This window comes from Amycolatopsis sp. CFH S0740, from assembly GCF_004522315.1.
Classification (GTDB): Bacteria; Actinomycetota; Actinomycetes; order Mycobacteriales; family Pseudonocardiaceae; genus Amycolatopsis; species Amycolatopsis nivea.
On sequence record NZ_SDLS01000007.1, the window covers coordinates 53,013 to 74,437 of the forward strand.

Consider the following 21,425-nt stretch of genomic DNA (forward strand, 5'->3'; position numbering starts at 1 on the left):
TCGCCTCTCAGCATACTAGTACGCGCCGCGTCGTACGCGCCGTGTACTATCCGGGTCATGGTGGAAAACGACACACCAGTGGTCCTGGACAACGTCTCCAAGAGGTTCGGATCCACTGCCGCGGTGCAATCGGTGTCCTGGGCGCCGCTGCGCGGCCAGGTCACCGCGTTGGTCGGGCTCAACGGAGCCGGCAAGTCCACGCTCATGCGCATCGTCACCGGGCTCATCCGGCCGACCGAGGGCACCGTGACGGTGCGGCCGTCCCGCGACGGCGGCCGCGCGCTCTCGGCGATGATCGAAGCCCCCGCGCTGTTCAACGGGCTGACCGTCCGGCGCAACCTGGAGATGCACCGGATACTGACCGGAGCGGACGCTGCCCAGGTGGCCCGCGCGGTGGAGCTCGCGCAGATCGGCGACGTGCTCAAGCGTCGCGCCGGCACGCTCTCGCAGGGTTACCGGCAGCGGGTCGCGATGGCGCAGTCGCTGCTGGGATCGCCGGATCTGCTCCTGCTGGACGAGCCGACGAACGCCCTCGACCCGGAAGCCATCGTGCAGCTGCGCGCGATGATCCGGACGGTCGCCGACGAAGGCTCCGCGGTGGTGGTTTCCAGCCACCAGCTGCGCGAACTCGAAGGCACCGCGGATGCGCTGGCCCTGCTGCACGGCGGGCGGATCCTCTACGACGGCCCGTTCGATTCGTTCGTCGGCCCGCCGACGCTGCGGGTGCGGGTCGCCGGCTCCGACGGGGCGGACACCGCGCGGCTGACCGCTCTGCTGCGGGAGAAACACATCGACGCCGCGCAGACCGACGACGGCATCCGGGCGGTCGCCGACGGCGCGGCCGACTCCATCGCCCAGCAGATCTTCAGCACCGCGGTCAAAGCCGACATCGAACTGATCGAACTGACCCACCTCGCACCGACCCTCGAAGAAGCCTTCCACATCGCGATCGCCGGAGCCCGCTCATGACCACCTACCGCGCCGAACTCCTGCGCGCGCGCAGCCGCACCACCCTGGTGTTCTTGCTGCTGTGCATCGTTTTCACGCTGTTTTCGATGAGCAATGCAGGCCCGCAGGGCCATCCGCCGCTGTGGGGTTTCCGCGAGGTGGCGATCCTGACCGCGACGCTGCTGATGGGCCGCGGCGCGGTGGTGGCCGCCAACGACTTCTCTACCGGCACGATCCGGCCGTGGCTGATCTCGCGGCCGTCCAGGCTCTCGGTGTTCGCCGGCAAGCTCGCCGCCTCGGTGACTGTGGCACTCGGCGCCGCGGTGCTGATCGGCCTGGTTTCGTACGCGGCCAGCGGGCTTTTCGGCGAAGCCGCGACCGCGCGGGACATGGCCGTGGCGACCGGGCAGTTCGCGCTCGCCTGCGTGGCGCTCACCATTTTCGGGCACGCCGTCGGCGTGCTGACCCGGTCGGTGCCCGCGGCGCTGGCCATCACCATCGCCTGGGTGCTTCCCGCGGAGAAGGTGCTTCAGGGCCGGTCGGAGACACTGGACCAGTGGCTGCCGGGAAACCTGCTGCAGGACTTCACTCTCGGCGTGATCGGCTACCACACCGGCCCGGCCGCCGCGGTCCTGCACGCGACCGTGCCGTTCATCCTGCTGGACGTCGTGGCGCTGGTCCTGTTCGCCCGACGCGACATCAACAGCTGACGAGGTGTTCGCCGTGACGACAGACGCACTGGAAATCCCGGCCGGGCACCCGGCCCGCCGTCCCGCCGCGTGGGCGCTGTGGTGCAGCGTCCTCACCGGGGTCGTGTTCACCGCTTGGGCGTACGCGACCACCCAGTTCCCCAGCATCAGCGCCAGCACGCCGTGGCAGGACGACCCGTACCACGGGATGATCTCGTTCACCGAGTTCCTGGTGCCCGCGATGACCGCGCTGCTCGTCGTGCGAGCCTCGCTGTGGCGGCGCGGGCAGCCGCAGCCGGTGTTCCGGATCAACCAGCTCGCGCGCGGCTGCCTGGTCAGCTCGGCACTGGTCGCGCTGACCGTCCTGACCGACGTCGTCGCGACCGTGCTGGCGGCCGACCGCGACCGGTGGGACGCGAAAACGCCGGGGCTCATCGCGAGCCTGGTCCCGCTGGCGCTGCTGGCCGCGGAGTCGTTCGCGCTGCACCGGACGGCGCTGCGGCAGTTGCCGCAGACCGAATCCGGCCGTCCGGACGGCGACTGGCTCGACGACCTGGCCGAACTGGTCCACCGCGTCGCCCGCGTGCGTATCGACCGGCCGCTCGGATTCGTGCGCGACCACATCGTCGCGTCCGCGGTGCTGCTCAGCGCACTCGCCGGCATCGGGGTCGCCTCAATGCAGGCGCTCGGCGAGGGCGGCGAAACCCCACTGCTGTACGGCATGAGCGTGCTCGTCGCGTTCGGCGGATTCCTCGCGTTCTGCCTGATTTCGAACGCCGTCTTGCACATCGCGGTGCCCCGGGGCGCGGAATCGGCCCGCCCCGGCCGCATCCGGCGGGCCGCCCGCGTCGCGGTGATCGCGGGCGCGCTGACGCTTCCGGCCGCGGCGGTGCTGCGCGACCGGATCTGGCAGTTACTTGGCCACCGAGCGGAAGTCGATTCTGTCGGAACATACGCGAGCATCACGCTGATCACTGCGCTGCTGATCGGTCTGCTGGCGTTCGCCGCGGCGGCCGGCATGCCCCGCGGAGGCCGTCGACGGGCCGCCTCACTCCGCACCTGATTCATCCGCCGCGCGGGCGGTCCGGGGCTTCCCTGCCCGGGCCGCCCGCGTCCGAATTTTCCGTACTGCCGGGACGTAACGCAGCCTCTCCGGCAACCAGGGCGCACAGGTGCGGACACCGGCCGCGAACCGCTCGAAGCGGCGCTGGTCCGCGGGTGTCCAGCGCAACTTCAGCACATCACGCACTTCGGGTGGCAACGTGCCGGCGGTGACGAAACCGGCGGCGCGGCCGAGAATCCGGCCAGGCCGCCGCCACAGCGCGGGCGGCACAGCCGGTGGCGGCGGCGGATCGCGCAAGTCCGACAGCACAGCCAGCGCCGCGGCCGAGCGTTCGAGGCACCCGCTGATCATGGTCGCGAAGTATTCGCGGAACTCGTTCAGCGTGGGCGGCATCTCGCGGCCGGGAACGCCCAGCACATGTCCTAATTGGACGGCATCGGCGTACAGCCGTTCTTGTTGCCGCGCCGACAGCTCCGGCCCGAACAGCGCGCACGAGGTCAGGTACCGCTCTGCCAGCGTCGCGTTAACCCAGGCGTAGGCCGCGCCGTTCAGCGCGTGGTAGCGGCGGCCGTGCTCGTCCACGCCATGGAAGGGCTTGTGCAGCTCGCGCAGCCGGCGCGCCTCGGCGAGGGCCAGCTCGCCGCCGTAGATGTAGCGCAGCATCGAATCCGACGTGCGGCTCGCCCGGCCCCACTGGTCGGTGCGGAACGCCGAATGCGCGCTCACCGCCGCCCCGACCACCGGATGCATCACCTGCAGCAGCAGAGTGGAGGGAATGACGAGGAACGCGCGCAGCTCCCCCGCGACGTCCCACATCACGCTTCCCGCGCCGAGCGGTTCGGGATTTGCCATCGCCCGCCAGCATACGCCGAGTTCGTCTCCGGCGCGGCCGGCGAGCGCAATAATCGTAATTCGCCGCAATCGGAAAACTGTCCCGCGCGCCATTTTTCCGTAGTACGATGACCGGCATAATGCGCACGGCGTGAATGCCCGCGCCGCCGCGCTTCCGCCGAATCCCCGATATCCGGCTGCGCACCGGTGAAAGGCGAGCACATGGGAACGTCCACGGCAACCCGGCCAGCAGGCCCGCCGGATGCGGTCAAGCTGCTGCCCGTCATCGAGCCGGAGCGGCTGCGCGCGGACTTGGCCGCGGTGGAGAAGCACTTCCTCATCCATGCCAACCCGGCCGCCGCGGACGCGGAGCCGGCGGAGGGCGAGCAGACCGGCTGGGATGTCCTGGTGCTGCGCTGCCCTGGCGGCGACCTGGAGAAAATCGGCCGCAACGCGGGCGGACTGGAGGACTTCGCCGACACCTCCTACCTGGAACTGACCCCGTACGTGCGGGAAATCCTCGACAGCATGGACGTGCCGATCCGCGGCGTGCGGTTCAGTTCGCTGGCTGCAGGCGCGGAAGTTCAAGAACACACTGACAGCCCGTACGGCCTGCCGGTCGGATGGGTGCGACTGCACATTCCGGTGGAAACCAGCGACGACGCGGTGCTGACCATCAACGGCGCCGACCAGCGGTGGAAGCCGAGCGAATTCTGGTACGCGAATTTCGGGCTTCCGCATTCGCTCTACAATCGCGGTTCCGCGGCGCGTGTCCACCTGATCATCGACTGTTACGTCGCGCCCGGGCTTTTCGACCTCTTCCCGCCGGACGTACGCGCGCAGATCGCCGAGGACGAGGTGCTGTTCTTCCGGGAGGAACGCGCGCTGCCGGGTCAGCTGCGCAGCGTGCACGGAACGATCCGGATGCCGGCCGCTTTCCTGAAACCGCATCCGGAACTGCCCACCGCGGAAGAATGGGATTCCGGCGAGGACGCCGAAGCAGAACTGCGAGTACAGGACGACCGGCTCGTCCTGCGGCTGGGCGAGCACGAGACCGCGCTCGCCCACATCGGGGACCGCGAGTTCCGCCCGCTGTGCTGGACGCACGAACAGAGCATGGTGCTGGACCCGGCCGGCCCAGCGCCGCGGATCGTGTTCCGCTACCGGCGCGGCAACCAGGTGATCGAGGCGGTCCGGGAGCAGCCCGCGCTGGCGAGCTGAACCGGCGAAACCGCACGTGCGCCGCACCGGTGGGTGCGGCGCACTTTTCGCGGCTCCTGCTCCGGCATGAGATCCGCGAAATGCTCTGGCAGGACTGGGAAACCGGCAAGGTCCCTCGCGGGAACCGTGTTGCCGCAAGGGACCTTGCCGGATCGCTGCGCACCGAGACGGGATGCGGAGCGGCGCAGGGCGGGGCGGCGAACGGTTCCGCTGCGGCCCCTGCGGCGCCGTTCGGCAGCTCCGCTCAGTACTGGCCGAGCGACCCGCGCACCCGTGCCCTGCGGATGCCCACCTCGAACACCAGCACGCCGAGCCCGAGGTAGATCCCGGTGTTCAGGAGCAGCCCGGGCAGTCCGCCGTCGGACCACATCGCGGCCAGCGACCGGCCCTGCAGCACCGATTCGCGGAGCATGGTGACCCCTTGCGTGCTGGGCAGGCTGTTGGCGATCGTGGTGAGCCAGCGCGGGAACTCGTCCACCGGCAGCAGCGTGCCGTTGGTGAAGATGATCATGTTGATCATCAGGTTCGCGAGCGCCCCGACGTGCTTGAAGACCAGCATCGCACCGCCGATCATCAGGCCGAAGCCGAACAGGCCGGTCAAGGTCAGGGCGAGCATCAGCAAGCCGCCGCCGGACACCGGGACGGACACGCCGAAACTCGCGAGCAGCACCAGGTCGAGCACGGCGACCAGTCCGGTGGTGGTGACCAGCGCCGCGACCGCCCTGCCGACCAGCAGCAGTTCCGGCTGGCTCACCGACATGCACATCTGTTCCAGCGTGCCGGTCTGCGCCTCGCTGACCAGATCGATGCCCACCCAGCTGACCATGTTGACGGCGTAGAACCACACCACGTAGCCCAGCAGTGCCGAGGTGAGCTGCCCGGGGTCCATCGAACCGTGGCCGAGGAAGAACACCAGGAAAAGGAAGATCGCAGTGAGCGTGACGAGTTGCATCACCATGTTGAACTTGTAGTACCAGTTGACGCGCAGGCCTTTGCGCGCCTCGGCCAGCACCACGTGCACCGCCGCGCTCATCGTCGCAGCTCCTGCTCGTCCTGGACCACTCGCAAGAAGACTTCCTCCAGTGTCGGCTCGAGGCGATTGATCCCGAGCACGGTCAGCGACCGGCTGCGCGCGTGCGCCAGGAGTTCGTGTAGTTCCTCCTGGTCGTTGATCTCGCCGGAGAGGGTGATCTCGCCGTCCCGCGCGGTGACCTCCAGGTCCCGCCAGGCCGGTTCGCGGGCGTCGAGATGCCCGCCCAGCCGGATTTCGTAGCTGTCCTTGCCGAACAGCGCCAGCAGTTCCTTCACCGGCTTGTCGATCAGCATCCGGCCCTGGTGGATCACCGCCACCCGGTCGCACAGGTCCTGGACGACCTCCAGCTGGTGCGAGGTGAGCAGCACGGTGCGGCCCTCCTCGCGGGCCAGCCGGTCCACCCAGAGCCGCACGGTGCGCGAGGCCTGCGCGTCCAGTCCGAGCGTCGGCTCGTCGAGCAGGATCACCGGCGGGTCGCCGATCAGCGCGCAGGCGATCGCCACTTTTTGCTGCATGCCGCGGGAAAACCGGGTGACCGGCTCGTGCCTGCGCTCCCACAGCTCCAGGTTGCGCAGCAGCTGCTCGGCTCGCTCCCGCCAGGCGGTGCCCCGGGAACCCTTGAGCCGGGCGAAGTACCGAAGGTTCTCCCATGCCGAGAGCTGCCAGTAGATGTTGCGGGTGCCTTCCAGCACCGCACCGATCTGCGCCATCGCGCGCCGCCGCGAGCGGCGCACGTCGCAGCCGTTGACGCGCAATTCGCCCGAGGTGGGGGTGACCAGTCCGCAGATCATCTTGATGGTGGTCGTCTTGCCCGCCCCGTTCACGCCGAGCAGGCCGAGCACCTGGCCGTGCTCGATGGCCAGGTGCAGACCGTCGACCACCCGGCGCGTTCCCGATCCGGCGCGGTAGACCTTGGTCAGCCCGGTCACCTCGACGGCCTTGCCGCTCTCGGAAGTCATGTCCGCATCGCCTGTCCGTTCTCGCTGGGGGGCCGTCCGCCGGCCGGCGGAGTGCGCAGGTGCTCGGCCAGTGCCGCGACGTGCGGCGGGTCGAGCATGGTCAGATGGCTGCCCGGCACCAGCCGGACCTCGAGGCCGCCGCGGGCCAGCTCGCCCCAGCCCCACGCCGGATCGCTGTCCGGCGGTTCGTCCGGGTCGGCGCAGCGCAGCAGCAACGCCGCTCCGGCGTGGGGTCGCGGACGGTAGGCCAGCGCAGCTCGCGTGTGCGCGCGGGCGATGTCCACGTACTGGCGCATCGTGCGCAGGTCCATGTGCTCGGCCAGCAAACCCGCTTCGTCGGCCAGCGCGACCACGTGCGGCAGCCGTTCGTCCTCGGGCAGCGCGCGCAACCGCGCTTCGGTCACTGGCAGGTGTTCGGCGAACTCGCTTGCGAGGAATCGCACGTCGTCCATCGCCTCGAATTCGGCGAGCGACGGGAAGTCCGGCCCGAGGTCGGGACTGCTGTCGAGCAGAACCAGACGTGCCACCTCGTGCCCGGCCGCGCGCAATTGCCGGGCCATCTCGTACGCGATCAGGCCGCCGAGCGAGTATCCGCACAGGTGATACGCGCCCTCCGGCTGCACCTTCCGGATGTCCGCCACATACGCGGCAGCCATCTCCTCGATCGATTCGTGCGGTGCGCGCGCCAGTTCGAGGGAGTGCGCTTGCACGCCGTAGACCGGGCCTTCCCCGGGCAGTACGCGGGCCAGCGAGGTGAAGCAGAAGACGGTGCCGTTCTTCGGGTGCATGCAGAACAGCGGTGGCTCGGCGGTTCCGGCGCGCAACGTGATAATCGAGCGCGGCCAGCCCTCGCGCGGCTGCTCCAGTGCCTCGGCGAGTTCCGCGGGCGTCGGGTTGCCGTACAGGTCGGCCAGCGACACTGCGCGGCCGAGAATCCGGCGCAACTCCCCCACCAGCCGCAGCGCGACCATGGAATGCCCGCCCGCGTCGAAGAAGTTGTCGTGCGCGCCGATGCGCGGGACTCCCAGCACGTCCTGCCAGACCGCGGCGATCACTGCCTGCACAGGGGTTTGCGGCGGGACGTACTCCGCCGCGAGCGTCGGACCGACCGGCGCGGGCAGCGCGTCCCGGTCGATTTTTCCGTTGCGAGTCAACGGAAGTTCGCCCAGGGTCAGCACTGCCGAGGGGACCAGGTAGTCCGGCAGCGCCGAGCGGCAGTGCGCGCCCAAGTCGCCCGCATCGCTGTCGCCCACGACGTACGCGACGAGGCGCCAGCCTGCCCCTTCGTCCCGGTGCGCGACGACGATCGCCTCCCGGACCGAGGGGTGCGCGCGCAGCACCGCTTCGATTTCGCCGACCTCGACCCGGAAGCCGCGGATCTTGACCTGGTCGTCCGTCCGGCCGACGAAGTCCAGCACGCCGCCTGCGGTCCAACGCACCAGGTCGCCGGTCCGGTACATGCGAGAGCCCGGTTCGCCGAACGGGTCCGGCAGGAACCGGTCGGCGGTCATGCCGGACTGGCCGAGGTAGCCGCGGGCCACCCCCGCGCCGGCGACGAACAATTCGCCGACCGAGCCGGGCGGCGCCAGGCGCAGCCGCGCGTCGAGAACTCGCACGGCCATGCCGTCCAGCGGACTGCCGATCGGGACCGGCGACGGCACGGTCTCGCTGTCGGTCATCCGGAACCGAGTGGCGAAGGTCGTGGTTTCGGTCGGCCCGTAGACGTCCGTCACCGCGAGGCCGGGGCATGCGGCCAGCACGCGGCGCACGGCGTCGGCGGGCACCGCGTCGCCGCCGGTCCACAGTTCGCGAAGACCGGCCAGCGCGGACGGTGCGGCGTCGGCAAGCACGCGGAACAGCCCGGAGGTCAGGAAAGCCGCGGTCACCTGGTGCTCGGCGACGAGTTCGCCCAGGTCGTCGATGGTGAGGTCGCCGGCCGGTGCGACGACTACTTCGCCGCCGGACAGCAGCGGCGCCCAGACCTCGTAGGTGACCGCGTCGAATGCGTGCGGCGAGTGGAAAAGGACCCGCCGATGGCCATCGGCCCAGGACGAGTCGGCGGCAAGAGCCACGACGTCCGCGTGCGTGACGGCGACGCCCTTCGGCGCGCCCGTGGAACCGGACGTGTGCATCACATAGGCGAGGCCGGCCGGGTGCACCGGAAGATCCGGTGCGGCCACGGGGAAATCGGTCCGCTCCGCTGCCGTGTCGACCACGCGCACCGCGGCGGATCCGGCGACGTTCCGGGCCGCCGAGGCTCGGTCGGTGAGGACGGCTTTCACCGCACAGCGGCGGACCATCGCGGCCAGCCGGTCGTCGGGACTGCGGGCGTCCAGCGGAACGTACGCGCCGCCGGCCTTGAGCACCGCCAGCGTCGAAACGATCAGCTCCACTCCGCGTTGCTGGAGCAGGGCGACCCGGTCTTCGGGGCCGACCCCGGCCGCCCGCAGGCAGTGCGCCAGGCGGTTCGCCCGTTCGTCCAGCTCCCGGTAGGTGACCGTTCCGCCCCGGTGCCGCAGGGCGGGCGCGTCCGGGGTGCGGGCCGCTTGGCCGGCGAACAGCTCGTGCACGCACTGGCCGGCAGGCGGCCTGCCCGGCGTCCGGCCCCACTGTTCCAGGAGGATCCGGCGCTGGTCGGCCGGGAGCGCCATCAGGTTCTCCACCGGCGCATCGGGCGCCTCGGCCATCCCGTCGAGAATCCGGACAAGCCGGTCCAGCAGCGTTCGTGCCGCGTCGCCGTCGAAGCGCCCTCGCTCGTGCCACAGCTGCAGTCGCAGTTCCTCGCCCGGTGCTGCGGCGAGAGTCAGCGGATAGTTGGTCTGCGCGTCCGTCCGCACGTCGCGGACGCGCAGACCGGTCTCGTCATCGCTGCCGGTGCGAGACGCGGGATAGTTCTCGAACACGACCGCACTGTCGAACAACGCACGGTCCCGCGGCGCCTCGCTGAGAGCGTGGATGCGGGCCAGTGGCGTGTGCTCGTGCTGGCGCGATTCGGTGAGCTGCCGCTGGACGTCGGAAAGCCACTCGCCGACCGGCTGCCCGGTCCGGAGGACCGCCCGGACCGGCACGGTGTTGATCAGCAGGCCCACGATGTCGTCCGCGCCGGGCAATTCCGGCGGACGCCCGGAGACCGTCATGCCGAACACCACGTCGTCGGAGCCGAGCCGAAGCGCGGTGAGCACTGCCCACGCCGCTTGCACCACGGTGTTGAGCGTGACGTGGCAACGCTTCGCGAGTTCGGCGAGCTTGCTGGTCGAACTCGCCGGGAGCTCGGCTTCCTGGCAACCCGGTTCCCCGCCGTTCTCGCGGCCGGTCTCGACCGGCGGCCGGTAGCCGGACATCAGCTCGCGCCAGTACGACTCCGCTCGCGCCGGATCCTGCTCGCCGAGCCAGCTCAGATAATCGCGGAACGGCCGCGCGTGCGCGAGTTCCGCCGGCACGCCGCGGACCGCGGCCTCGTATCTCTGGAATGCCTCGCCGGTGACTCTCGGGAAGGACCAGCCGTCCAGCAACAGGTGATGATGGCTGAAGACGAACCGGTGGTCGTCGGCTGCGAGACGGATCAGCGCGAAGCGCAACAACGGCGGGCGGTCCAGCGCGAACCCGCGTGCGCGGTCGTCCGCCAGGAACTGGTCGAGCCGGCGCTGGTGCTCGGAGGAGAGCGTGTCGCGCCAGTCCAGCTCCGTCCACTCCGGACAGACCGAGTCGTGCACCACTTGCACCGGAGCGGGCAGACCCGACCAGTGCACGGAAGTGCGCAGCACCGGGTGCCGCTGCACGACCGCTTCCCACGCCGCGCGCAGCGCTGCCGGGTCCAACGGGCCTTCGAGGCGGCAGGTGAACTGTTCGACGTAAAGCCCGCCGCCCTGTTCGCTGTGGAAGACCATGCCTTCCTGCATCGGGGTCAGCGGGTAGACGTCCGCGACGCCGTCCATGCCGGCCAGCACCCGGTCGAGTGCTTCCTGGTCCAAGGCGGACAGCGGGAAATCGGACGGCGTCCAGCCGCCGGTCCCCGGCGCACAGCAGTGTGCGACGAGGGCGCGCAGGCGGTCGGCGAAGGAGGTGGCGAGCGCTTCGATCGTTTCCGGGCGGTGCACGGTGGTGCTGTAGCCCCAGGCGACTTCGAGCTGTCCGCCGCTGACCGCGGCCGTGACGTCGAGCAGGTTCTCCCTCGGCTCGTTCGGGTCGTGCATCCGCCCGGCCGGTTCCGGCGCGGGCTCCCACCATGAGCCGGGCTGGAAGGAGCTGTCGAACTGGCCCAGGTAGTTGAACGCGACCTGCGGGCGGTGCGCGGCGCGGAGCTCCGGCGTGCCGCCGAGGTAGCGCAGCAGCCCGTAGCCGATGCCGCCGCGCGGCACCGCGCGCTGCGCTTCTTTGACCCGCTTCAGGAGCGCGCCCGGATCGTCGTCCGAACCCAGCTCGAGCAGCACCGGATGGAAGCTGGTGAACCAGCCCACCGTGCGCGACAGGTCGAGGTCGTCGGGCGCGGCGTCGCGGCCGTGGCTTTCCAGCTCGACGAGCACCCGCGACGAGTCGAGCCACTCGCCCAGCGCCTGTCCCAGCGCGGCGAGCAGGACGTCATTGACCCGGGTCCGATATGCCTGCGGCACTTCGCGCAGCAGGGCGGCCGTCTCGTCGGCGCCGAACCTCGTGCGCACAACGTCCACTGTGGACACTGTGGGCGGTTCGGCGGACGGCAGGTCGAGCGGAATCGCCGCGGTGCTGGCGAGTCCGGCCCAGTAGTCCGCTTCCCCGCGTATCTCCGAGCTCCGCGCGCGGCGGCGCAGGTGGTGTGCCCACTCGCGGAACGAGGTCGTTTTCGGCGGCAGCGCGGACGCACCCCGCGCCATCACCGCTTCGAGGTCTTCGAGCAGGATGCGCCAGGACACACCGTCCACCGCGACGTGGTGCACCACCACCAGCAGGCGGCAGTCGTCCGGTCCGAGGTCGAAATAGACCGCGGCGACCAGCCGGCCGGCCGCGAGGTCGAGGCTGGTTTGCGCGCGTTCCGCCGATGCCGCGATCCGGGCAGGCCGGTCGGATTCCGGAACCGCGCGAAGGTCCTCCACAGTCAGAATCCGCTCCGGGATCCCGGAGAGCCCGGCCTGTTCCTGCCGCCAGCCCGAGCCGGCCCGCTCGACGCGCAGCCGCAGGGCGTCGTGGTGCCGCAGCAGTTCGCGCAGCGCCGCTTCCACAGCAGACGGCGGCGCCGGGCGGCGCGCCCGCAGCAGAACGGCCTGGTTGTAGTGGTCCGGCACCGGCGGGCGCTGCTCGGTCAGCATGGCTAGCTGGATCGGCGTCAGCGGCACCGGGCCGGTCACCACACCCTGTTCTGCCTGCTGGACATCGGTCTCCGCGATCTCCCGTGCGGCGGAGGCGAGCGCCCGCACCGTCTGATGTTCGAACACCTGCTTCGGTGTCACGGCCCAGCCCGCGGCGCGGATCCGGGCGACCACCTGCAGGCTCACGATCGAGTCGCCGCCGAGGGAGAAGAAGTTGTCCTCCGCGCCGACCGCGTCGAGGCCGAGCACCTCGGCCCACGCCTGCGCGACCGCCTGCTCGGCAGGCGTCGCCGGAGCGGTGCGCACCGGGACGGGCTCGGGAGCGGGCGGCGCGGGCAACGCCTGGCGATCCACCTTTCCGTTGGCACTCAACGGCATCCGGTCCAGCAGCACAATTGCCGAAGGCACCAGATATGGCGGCAGGCCCTGCGCCGCGTGTGCCCTCAGTGTCTCCGCGAGACCGGCGCGTTCGGCACCGGGTGCGGCCACGGCGTAGCCGACCAGCCGGGCGTCGGGCCCTGACTCGGCGCGCGCGACGACGACGGAGCCGGCAACCGCTGGGTGGGCATCAAGCACTGCCTCGACCTCGCCGGGCTCGACCCGGTGCCCGCGGATCTTGACCTGATGGTCGGCCCGGCCGAGGAATTCGAGGTCGCCGCGGGCGTTCCGGCGCACGAGATCGCCAGTGCGGTAGAACCGGGCGCCGGGCTCGCCGAACGGGTCCGGGACGAACCGGGCGGCGGTGAGGCCTGGCCGGCCGAGGTAGCCGCGAGCCACGGCGTCGCCGCCGAGGAACAGTTCCCCCGGCACGCCCAGCGGAACCGGGTTGCCGTGGCGGTCCAGCACGTGCGTCCGGCTGTGCCCGAGCGGACCACCGATCGGGGTGAGCGCGCCTTCCGGCCCGGAGTCCGACTCGAACCAGGTGTTGTCGATGGTCGCTTCGGTGACCCCGTAGGAATTCACCACCCGGCCGCCCGGTCCGACGATCTCCCGCGCACGCGCGTACTCCTGCGCAGGCCACGCGTCCGCGCCGGAGATCAGCAACCGCAGGGCGCCGAGCCGTCGGCCGCGCAGGGCGGCGGCGACGTGCCGGAGCACGACGGGGACGAATTCCGCGCAGGTGATGCCGTGCGCGTCCGTCGACTCGGCGAGCGAAGCCGGCTCCAGCAGCAGATCCCGCGGGCAGAGCACGAGGGTCGCACCCGAGCCGAGCGCGCGGGCCACATCGCCGGTGAAGACGTCGAAGGCGGCGCTGGCCATTTGCAGGTGACGGTCGTCCGGGACGAGGTCATAGGCAGCGTGCCAAGCCTCGATGGCGGAAGCGAGATTTCGATGGGTCACCTGCACGCCCTTCGGGCGCCCGGTCGAGCCGGAGGTATAAACCACGTACGCAAGATTGCCCGGCTTCGCGCGGCCCGGCAGGTTACCGGCGGAGTGCTCGGGCGCTCGCGGCCGGACCAGCGGGAAGTCACTCAGCGCTTCCTCGGCGATCAGCAAGTCCGCGCCCGCGTCGGAGAGCAGCATCGCCTGCCGTTCCCGCGGGTGGTCCGGATCCACCGGGACGTACGCGGCGCCGGCCTTGAGCACGGCGAGCACCGCGACGATCAGGTCCGGGGACCGGCGCAGCAGCACGCCGACCCGGGTTTCCGGCCTGGCCCCGCGCTCCCGCAACGCACGCGCCAGCCGGTTCGCCGCGGCGTTGAGCGCGGCGTAGGTCAGAGTCCGGCCGTCGCCGGTCACCGCGACGGCGTCCGGGCGAAGTGCGGCGTGCTGCTCGACGAGTTCGTGCAGCGACCGTCCAGGTTGGACGGGCCGGTCCGGAAGCGCCGCGGCGAGGGCGCGCGTCCGCTCGCCCGGGGCCAGCATCGACAGGCTCCGCATCGGCTCCGCGGGGCGGGCGGCTGCCTCGGACAGCAAGTTCCGGCAATGCTCGGCCATCCGCTGCACGGTGCCGGCGGCGAACAGATCGGTGTTGTACTCCAGCGTGCCTTCGAGGCCGTCCGGCGTCTCGCGCAACGACATGCTGAGGTCGAATTTCGCGGTGGTGCCGAGCAACGCCTCCCCGCCGGCGAACGGACGAAGCCGCAGCCCCGGCCACTCGACCTCTCCTCCGGGCGTGTTCTGCACGTCGAAGAACACCTGCACCAGCGGGCTGTAGCTGAGCGAACGGTCCGGACGCAACGCCTCGACCAGGCGTTCAAAAGGCAGGTCCTGGTGGGAAAACGCGTCGAGGCAGGTGCGCCGCACCCGCGCGAGCAGCGATCGGAAATCCGCGGAGTCGTCGCACCGGGTGCGCAACGCGAGCGTGTTGACGAACAATCCGATCAACCCGGCCAGCTCGGACCGCGTGCGGCCTGCCACTGGGGTGCCGACCACCACGTCGTCTTGCCGCGTGTAGCGCGCCAGCGCCGCCGAGAAACCGGCCAGCAGCACCATGAAGAGCGTCGCGTCCTGGCTGCGGGCAAGTTCGTGCAGCCGCTCGACCAGCTCGCCGGGCCAGGTGAACGCGACCGTCGCGCCGCGGAAGCTCTGCACCGGGGGCCGCGGGAAGTCCGCGGGCAGATCGGCGAGATCCGGCGCGCCGGCGAGTTCTTCGCGCCACCAGGCGACCTCGCCTTCGAGCCAGTCGCCTGCCAGCCGGTCCCGTTGCCAGGCCGCGTAATCCTGGTATTGCACCGGCAGCGCCGCGAGCGCGGGCGGACGGCCCTCGGCGCGCGCCAGGTACACCTCGCCCAGTTCGCGCACCAGCACGCCGAGGGACCAGCCGTCGCTGACGATGTGGTGGGTCGCCAGCACCATCACATGGTCGCGGGCGGAGACCCGGAAAAGGGTCAGCCGCAGCAGCGGCGGACGGGTCAGGTCGAACGGCGCCTGCGCGGCCCGGGCAGCCAGGCCGGGCAGCACCCGCTCGGCCTCCGCCGAAGGCAGCCCGGAGAGGTCCACCGCCGACATCGGTGTCGGCACGGCAGGCCGGACCGACTGGCGCACCAGGCCTTCTCTGCTGTGGAACGCCGACCGCAGGGCGTCGTGCCGGGCGAGGACGGACTCCAGGCCCGCTCGCAGCGAGCCGGCCCGCAGCGGTCCGTCGATCCGGGCGCTCATCGCGATGTGGTAAGTGGACTGTCCGGGCTCGACCTGGTCCAGGAACCACATCCGCTGCTGCGCGAACGAGAGCGGCAGATCGTCGGTGCGGCCGGCCGGGACGATCCGGTCCGGGTCGGGCAGCGCGATGCCCCGCTCGCGCAGCAGCCGCGCCAGCAGCCGCTGCTTGGCCTCCGCGGCCCGGGCGTCGGGAACGTGCTGGTCGGTCATCGGCTACTCGCCGTCTTCCAGCTGCGCGAGGATCTCCTCGAGCGACAGCGCGTCGATCTGGCCGCGGAGTTCGGCGACCGCGGCGACGTGTCCCGCCGCGGGCTCGGCCGCTGCGAGAGCGCGCGCCAGACGGGCAGGAGTCGGCGCGTCGAACAGAGCACGCAACGGCAGGTCCACCGCGAAGTCCGCGCGCAGCCGGGCCGCGACCTGCGTCGCGAGCAGCGAATGGCCGCCGAGCGCGAAGAAGTTGTCCTGCGCCCCGATCGGCGCGACGCCGAGCACGTCCTCCCACACCCGGACAACCGCCGCCTCGACGGCGTCGGCGGGCGGCTGCGCTTCGGCTGCCGCTTCGTCCCGCCCCGCCGGAGCCGGCAGGGCACCGCGATCGAGTTTCCCGTTGGGGTTCAAGGGAAACCGGTCGAGCAGCTGGACCGCGGCAGGCACCATGAAGGCGGGCAGCCGGTCGGCGCAGTGCGCCCGCAGCTCGGTTTCGGCCACCGGGCCGCCGGGCACCGCATACGCGACCAGCCGGCGGTCGCCGGGAGCGTCCTCGCGGACCAGCACGGCAGCTTCGGCCACCGCGGGATGGGCGCGCAGCACCGCCTCGACCTCGCCGGGCTCGATCCGAAACCCGCGCAGCTTGACCTGGTGGTCGCGCCGGCCGAGGAAGGAAAGCTCGCCGTCGCCGCGCCACCGGGCGAGATCGCCGGTCCGGTACAGCCGATCCCCTGGCTCGGCGGAGAAGGGATCGGGCACGAACCGGTCCGCGGTCAGCCCGGGCCGGCGGAAGTAGCCGCGGGCTACCCCGGCACCGCCGAGGTACAGCTCTCCGGCGACGCCCCGCGGCACCGGCCGCAACCACTGGTCCAGCACATACGCGCGGGTTCCGGCGATCGGTGTCCCGACCGGCGGCGGCAGTTCGGCATCGGCCGGCACGAGCGCCGCGGTCGAGTACGTGGTGGCCTCGCTGGGCCCGTAGAGGTTGTGCACCGCTGCGACGGCCGCCTGCTGGTGCGCGGCGTCGACGAGCGACCCCGGCAGCGGTTCTCCGGCAAGGCAGACCGTGCGCGCGCCGGGCGGCAGTCCCCCGTCCCGCAACACTTCCGCGAGCACAGACGGCACGGTGTTCACCAGCGTGACGTCCGGCAGCGGCGTGTCCAGCATGGCCAGCGCACTGTCGACGAGCACGACGCGCGCGCCGAGGGTCAGCGGCAAGAAGATCTCGAACACCGACAGGTCGAAGCACACCGACGTGGCGGCTAGCATTCCGTCCGACCCGTCGAGCGGGAACGCGGAACTCGCCCAGTCCACCAGCGCCGCTACGTTGGCATGGCTGATCTGCACGCCCTTCGGCTTGCCGGTCGATCCGGACGTATAGAGGACGTACGCGGTTTGCGCGCCCGAGACCGCGTCGTCCGGACGGTCCGCCGGCTGTGCCGCGATAGCCGTCGCGTCGCCGTCGACTGAGACCGTGCGCATTCCGTTGCCGGTCCACCGACCCGCCAGCGCATCACGGGTCACGACGATCTCGGCGCCGCTGTCGGAGAGCATCGCGTTCAGCCGCTCCGCCGGATACGCCGGATCCAGCGGCAGGTAGCCGCCGCCTGCTTTGAGCACCGCCAGCAGCGCGATCACCAGCTCCGGCGTGCGGTCGAGACAGACCGCCACCGGGGTTTCGGCTCGCACGCCCAGGCCGCGCAAATGCCCGGCCAGCTGGTTGGCGCGCTCGTCCAATTCCCGGTAGGTCACGGCGGTTTCCCCGCACCGCACGGCGATCGCGTCCGGAGTGCGGGCCGCCTGGGCGCGGAACCGCTCGGGTACGGGCGTCCGGCTGCCCGCCGGGCCGCCGTCGGCCAACCGCGCCGCTTCGTCCAACTCGGCCGCGCTCAGCATCGGAAGCGTGCTCACCGGCGCGACGGGATCCGCGACGGCCGCCTCCAGCAGCGTGCGGAGATGTCCGGTGAGGCGTTCGACCGTCGTGTGCTCGAACAAGGTGCCGTCGTATTCGATCACGACGTCGAGGCCGTCCGCACCGATCTCGGTGACGAACAGGCTGAGGTCGAACTTCGAGGTGCCTCCGCGGTGCTCCCGCCGGAACAGCACCGACCGCAGCCCGGGCCAGTCCCGGTCCGCCGCCGGAGTGTTCTGCAGCGCGAAAAGCACCTGCACCACCGGGTTGTGCCGAGAGTCCCGCTCCGGCCGCAACGCTTCGACCAGTCGCTCGAACGGCAGGTCCTGGTGGCTGTAGGCGTCGAGGCAGCTCTCCCGCACCTGATCGAGCAGGCTGGCGAAACCCGGGTCGCCGGAGACGTCCGTGCGCAGCGCCAGAGTGTTGACCAGCAGGCCGATCATGCCGTCGAGCTCCGGACGGCCGCGACCGGCGACCGGGGTGCCGACGACCACGTCCGGCGAACCGGTGTGCCGGGCCAGCACCGCGCTGAAACCGGCCAGCAGCACCATGAACAGCGTGGCCCCGTGCTCGTGTCCGAGCGATGCGAGGCCGTCGCGCAGCTCGGCCGGCCAGCGCACGGCGACCTGCGCGGACCGCGACGCGGGCACCGGCGGGCGCGGGCGGTCCAGCGGGAGGTCGAGCAGCGCGGGAGCGCCGGACAGCCGGTCGCGCCAGTAGTCCAGTTCGCGTTCCAGCGCGGCGCCGGAGAGCTGTTCCCGTTGCCACACCGCGTAATCCGCGTACTGGATGGGCAGCTCGGGCAGCTCCGGCTCGCTGCCCGCCACGGCGGCCTGGTAGCAGATGCCGAGCTCCCGGGCGAAGTTTCCGAGCGACCATCCGTCGGTGATGGCGTGGTGCATGGTGGTGAGCAGCACGTGGTCGGCGCGGCCGAGACGGAGCAGGCGGACCCGCAGCAGCGGTCCGGTCGCCAGGTCGAACGGTGCGGTGGCTTCCGCTGCGGCCAGCCGCGCCGCGACCTCGGCGCGGTCCGCCTCGGGCAGGCCGGACAGGTCGATCGCCGGCAGCGCGACGTCGGCGGCCGGGGCCACGAGCTGGCTCGGCACGCCGGACTGGTCGATGTCGGCCAGCGTCGTCCGCAGCGTTTCGTGCCGGCCGGCCACGGTGCGCAGCGCTTGGCGCAGTGCCGGGGCGTCGAGCTCGCCGGCCAGCCGCACGGCCATCGGGACGGTGTAGGCGGGGCTGCCCGGTTCGAGCTGGTCGAGGAACCACAGCCGCTGCTGCGCGTAAGACGAGGGCAGGACGAAGACGTCCTGCTCCACGCCCGGATCGATGCCGGTCACCAGCCGGCCTCCGGGCTGAAGTCCGCGACGGACTGCCCGGCGCCTGCCGCGCGCACCCTCTCGGCGAGCCAGGAGCCGACCGCGAGGTCCAGCACGCCCAGCCCGAACGGCGAGAACACCGCCGCCCGCTCAGGATCGCGGGAGACCGTGCCGCTCAACACGTCCGCGAGGGTTCCTGCGACGAAATCGCGGTGCCCGACCCGCTGCTGCGCCAGGTGCAGCGAAGTGCGCTCACGCATCACGTGGTCGATGTCGTCGGTGAAATTCTGCACGCCCAGCACCAGGTCTTCGCTCAGATCGCGCAACGACAGGTGCAACACCGTCGGCCGGTGCGCGAGCAGGTCCGGATCGTGCAGGTGCGGGCTGCCCGCGACGGTGGCGAGCACCACGAGATCGCAGTCTTCGAAGGCTCCGGACACCTTGTCCGCGACGACGACGTCGGAGCCGGGCAGCCGCTCCGCGAACCGGTGCGCGGCCGCCGGGTCGGTGTCGAACAACCGGTAGCCGCCGACGTCCCAGGACAGATCGGCGACGAACCGGCGCACGTGGTCGGCGATCAGGCCGGTGCCGACGAATCCGATCCGGCGGGCGGTCCGCCCGCCGGTCAGCGCCTCGGCCGCGAGCACGGCCGATCCGGCCGTGCGGGTCGCCGAGATCAGCGAGGATTCCATGCAGGCGTAGGCGAATCCGGTCGCCGGGTCGTTGAGCAGCAGCACCGCCGACGCGCGCGGCAGGCCGTGGTTCTTGTTGCCGGGGACGCTGGCGATCCACTTGATCCCCGCGACGTCGAACTCCCCGCCGAGATATCCGGGCAGCGCGATGATCCGGTCGGACGCGCGCCCCGGGAACCGCAGGAAACTGCTGTGCGGCAGCGACGAGTCCCCCGCGGCGTGGACGAGGTAGGCACGGCGGACCACGTCGGCGCACTCCGGGCGCGCGGCGTCGAGGTGCTCGCGCGCGTCGCTTCCGGTGATGACGGCGAATTCGGGCGGCGCCAGCTCGGGCATGGGAATCCCTTTCAGATGCTCAGCACCGGCTCGGGCAAGCGCTCGGCGAGCCAGCCAGGCCGGTAGACGGTGTCCGCGTACGCGGTGCCCCGGTCCGCGCACAACATGGCGACCACCGGGGCCGGACCGCGATACCCGGCGAAGTACCGTTCGATCGCGGCGTAGACGCTGCCGGTGGACCCGCCGGCGTAGATGCCGTGTTCGCGCACCAGGGCGTGGCAGGCGGCGACGGTTTCGGTCTCCGGGACGAGCACCACGTCATCGATCTCGGCCCGGTCCACCATCGGCGGCCGGATCGCCGAGCCGAGCCCCGGGATGTGCCGGGCGCGCGGCGGACTGCCGAAGATCGCCGATCCCTCGGCGTCCACCGCGATCACCTTCGCCCGCGACCGCAGTCGTTTGACGCAGCGGGCGACGCCGGCGATCGTCGCGCCGGTGCCGACCCCGACGAACACGTAGTCGATCCGCTCCAGCGCCGCGCACAGCTCGGCTCCGGTCATCAGCTCGTGCGCGTCCGCGGCGTCGGCGTTCTCGTACTGGTTGGGCCAGTACCCGTCCGGCATGCCCGCCCTCAGCCGGCGCACCGCGGCGAGCCGGCTGAGCAGGAATCCGCCGCTTTCATCCCGTTCGGTCACCTTCTCCACCCGCTCGCACGCCGCGCGCAGGAACCGTTCGGTGGACTGGTTGGTGTTCGGGTCGATCACCGGCACGAAGGACAGGCCGGCCGCTCGGCAGAACGACGCCAGCGAGATCGCGAAGTTCCCGGACGAGGACTCCACCACGACGCTGGCCGACGTCAGCTCGCCCCGTTCGGCCGCGCGGCGCAGGATCAGGTACGCCGAGCGGTCCTTCACGCTGCCGGTCGGGTTCTGGAATTCGAGCTTCGCGTACAACCGCAGCCGCTCGTGCGAGAGCCGCGCCACCGGAGTGCGCGCGAAGCCGGCGCCGATCCCCTCCAGCCGCGCGAGCAGCGCGTGGTCGGTCACGCGTCCGCGCCGGTCGTCGCCAGCAGCCGGCCGGTCCCGCTCAGTGTGGCCAGGTCGATGTCCGCGACGCAGCGCACCGGTTCGTCGTTGAGCACCAAGCTGCCCTCCAAGTGCACGGCGCCGGTGCCCAGCGCGAAGTCCGCGCCGTCGAGCGCGCAGCGTTCGCGGTCGAGCCGGACGCCGAGGTCGGTGCCGCCGGAGGTCCCGGTGAACTTCACGAACACGAAGCCCAGCTCGTCGACCCGGCGGTGCAGTTCGGCCAGCGTCGCCACCGGCCCGCCGACGGCCACCGGGTGCGTGCCCTCCGAAAGACGCTGCACCAGTTCATCCATTGCGCTGTCCTCCTTGGTTTTCCGAATCAGCCGCGGCCGCGAGGTCGGCGGGCACCGCGAAACCCAGCTCGGCGGTGCAGAATTCGCGCCATCCGGCGGCGTCGCCGCCGAACAGCAGCGGTTCGCCGGTCACCGGATCGGCGCGCACCGCGTAGTCGTCGCCGAGATAGCCGAGGTCGTCGTCCCCGAGACCGGCCTGCGCCGGCGCGGCCGCCGCGGCCCAGCCGGGGAACCGGCGGAAGTCGGCCAGCGCAAAGGCTTTGCAGTACCCGGGCAGTGCGGCCGCGCTCACTGTGCCGCGGCCTCGGCGGCCATCTGCTTGCGCAGGCTCAACGGCCGCATGTCGGTCCACACCTCGTCCACGTGGGCCAAGCATTCCTTCTTGGTGCCCGAGGTGCCCTCGTCGCGCCAGCCGGCCGGGATCTCCCGGTCCGCGGGCCAGATCGAGTACTGCTCCTCGTGGTTGACCACCACGTGGTAAATGGTGGTCTCGTCGTCGTCCTCGAACAC

The 21,425-nt window shown here is 71.4% G+C and carries 14 protein-coding genes; 4 read left to right on the forward strand and 10 right to left on the reverse strand.

Annotated elements, in window-relative coordinates; all coding sequences use genetic code 11:
• Window positions 1–57 precede the first annotated feature (57 nt).
• From EIZ45_RS14535 to EIZ45_RS14545, 3 genes are read left to right on the forward strand one after another with little or no spacing between them, the layout of a single operon-like run.
• The gene (locus EIZ45_RS14535) at window positions 58–969 is read left to right on the forward strand and encodes an ABC transporter ATP-binding protein (protein ID WP_134662785.1); all 912 of its coding nucleotides are present in this window, start codon (window positions 58–60) and stop codon (window positions 967–969) included.
• The gene (locus tag EIZ45_RS14540; RefSeq protein WP_134662786.1) at window positions 966–1,658 is read left to right on the forward strand and encodes a hypothetical protein; all 693 of its coding nucleotides are present in this window, start codon (window positions 966–968) and stop codon (window positions 1,656–1,658) included. The genes EIZ45_RS14535 and EIZ45_RS14540 overlap by 4 nt, the downstream gene beginning before the upstream one ends.
• Window positions 1,659–1,671: 13 nt before the next feature.
• The gene (locus EIZ45_RS14545) at window positions 1,672–2,700 is read left to right on the forward strand and encodes a hypothetical protein (RefSeq protein ID WP_134662787.1); all 1,029 of its coding nucleotides are present in this window, start codon (window positions 1,672–1,674) and stop codon (window positions 2,698–2,700) included.
• Here EIZ45_RS14545 and EIZ45_RS14550 read toward each other — a convergent pair.
• Window positions 2,686–3,621 carry an oxygenase MpaB family protein gene (locus tag EIZ45_RS14550; RefSeq protein ID WP_167756449.1) on the reverse strand — a complete coding sequence of 312 codons (936 nt, stop codon included), beginning with the start codon at window positions 3,619–3,621 and terminating at the stop codon, window positions 2,686–2,688. The two genes, EIZ45_RS14545 and EIZ45_RS14550, sit on opposite strands and share 15 nt — an antisense overlap.
• Window positions 3,622–3,753: 132 nt before the next feature.
• Here EIZ45_RS14550 and EIZ45_RS14555 point away from each other — a divergent pair, with 132 nt between their 5' ends.
• On the forward strand, window positions 3,754–4,752 hold the full coding sequence (locus EIZ45_RS14555) for an aspartyl/asparaginyl beta-hydroxylase domain-containing protein (RefSeq protein WP_051728532.1): 999 nt from the start codon (window positions 3,754–3,756) through the stop codon (window positions 4,750–4,752).
• A gap of 244 nt (window positions 4,753–4,996) precedes the next feature.
• Here EIZ45_RS14555 and EIZ45_RS14560 read toward each other — a convergent pair whose 3' ends face one another.
• Genes EIZ45_RS14560 through EIZ45_RS14600 form a run of 9 tightly spaced genes read right to left on the reverse strand, consistent with a single transcriptional unit; the run spans window position 4,997 to window position 21,425 of the window.
• Window positions 4,997–5,785 carry an ABC transporter permease gene (locus EIZ45_RS14560; protein ID WP_051728533.1) on the reverse strand — a complete coding sequence of 263 codons (789 nt, stop codon included), beginning with the start codon at window positions 5,783–5,785 and terminating at the stop codon, window positions 4,997–4,999.
• On the reverse strand, window positions 5,782–6,744 hold the full coding sequence (locus tag EIZ45_RS14565; protein WP_134662789.1) for an ABC transporter ATP-binding protein: 963 nt from the start codon (window positions 6,742–6,744) through the stop codon (window positions 5,782–5,784). The genes EIZ45_RS14560 and EIZ45_RS14565 overlap by 4 nt, the downstream gene beginning before the upstream one ends.
• Window positions 6,741–15,338, reverse strand: a complete 8,598-nt coding sequence (locus EIZ45_RS14570; protein ID WP_134662790.1) for a non-ribosomal peptide synthetase — start codon at window positions 15,336–15,338, stop codon at window positions 6,741–6,743. Before EIZ45_RS14570 ends, EIZ45_RS14565 begins: the two co-directional genes overlap by 4 nt.
• Before the next feature lie 3 nt (window positions 15,339–15,341).
• Entirely contained in the window at window positions 15,342–18,590 is a 3,249-nt protein-coding gene (locus EIZ45_RS14575) for a non-ribosomal peptide synthetase (RefSeq protein WP_134662791.1), read from the reverse strand.
• Complete coding sequence (gene sbnB, locus EIZ45_RS14580; protein WP_134662792.1) at window positions 18,587–19,597, reverse strand: 2,3-diaminopropionate biosynthesis protein SbnB; 1,011 nt, start codon at window positions 19,595–19,597, stop codon at window positions 18,587–18,589. The genes EIZ45_RS14575 and sbnB overlap by 4 nt, the downstream gene beginning before the upstream one ends.
• Before the next feature lie 11 nt (window positions 19,598–19,608).
• The gene (gene sbnA / locus EIZ45_RS14585) at window positions 19,609–20,583 is read right to left on the reverse strand and encodes a 2,3-diaminopropionate biosynthesis protein SbnA (RefSeq protein WP_205669893.1); all 975 of its coding nucleotides are present in this window, start codon (window positions 20,581–20,583) and stop codon (window positions 19,609–19,611) included.
• Window positions 20,580–20,915, reverse strand: coding sequence for an MbtH domain protein (locus EIZ45_RS14590; RefSeq protein ID WP_134662793.1), 336 nt, complete (start codon window positions 20,913–20,915; stop codon window positions 20,580–20,582). Before EIZ45_RS14590 ends, sbnA begins: the two co-directional genes overlap by 4 nt.
• Complete coding sequence (locus EIZ45_RS14595) at window positions 20,908–21,207, reverse strand: hypothetical protein (protein ID WP_134662794.1); 300 nt, start codon at window positions 21,205–21,207, stop codon at window positions 20,908–20,910. The genes EIZ45_RS14590 and EIZ45_RS14595 overlap by 8 nt, the downstream gene beginning before the upstream one ends.
• On the reverse strand, window positions 21,204–21,425 hold the full coding sequence (locus EIZ45_RS14600; protein WP_037806251.1) for an MbtH family protein: 222 nt from the start codon (window positions 21,423–21,425) through the stop codon (window positions 21,204–21,206). The genes EIZ45_RS14595 and EIZ45_RS14600 overlap by 4 nt, the downstream gene beginning before the upstream one ends.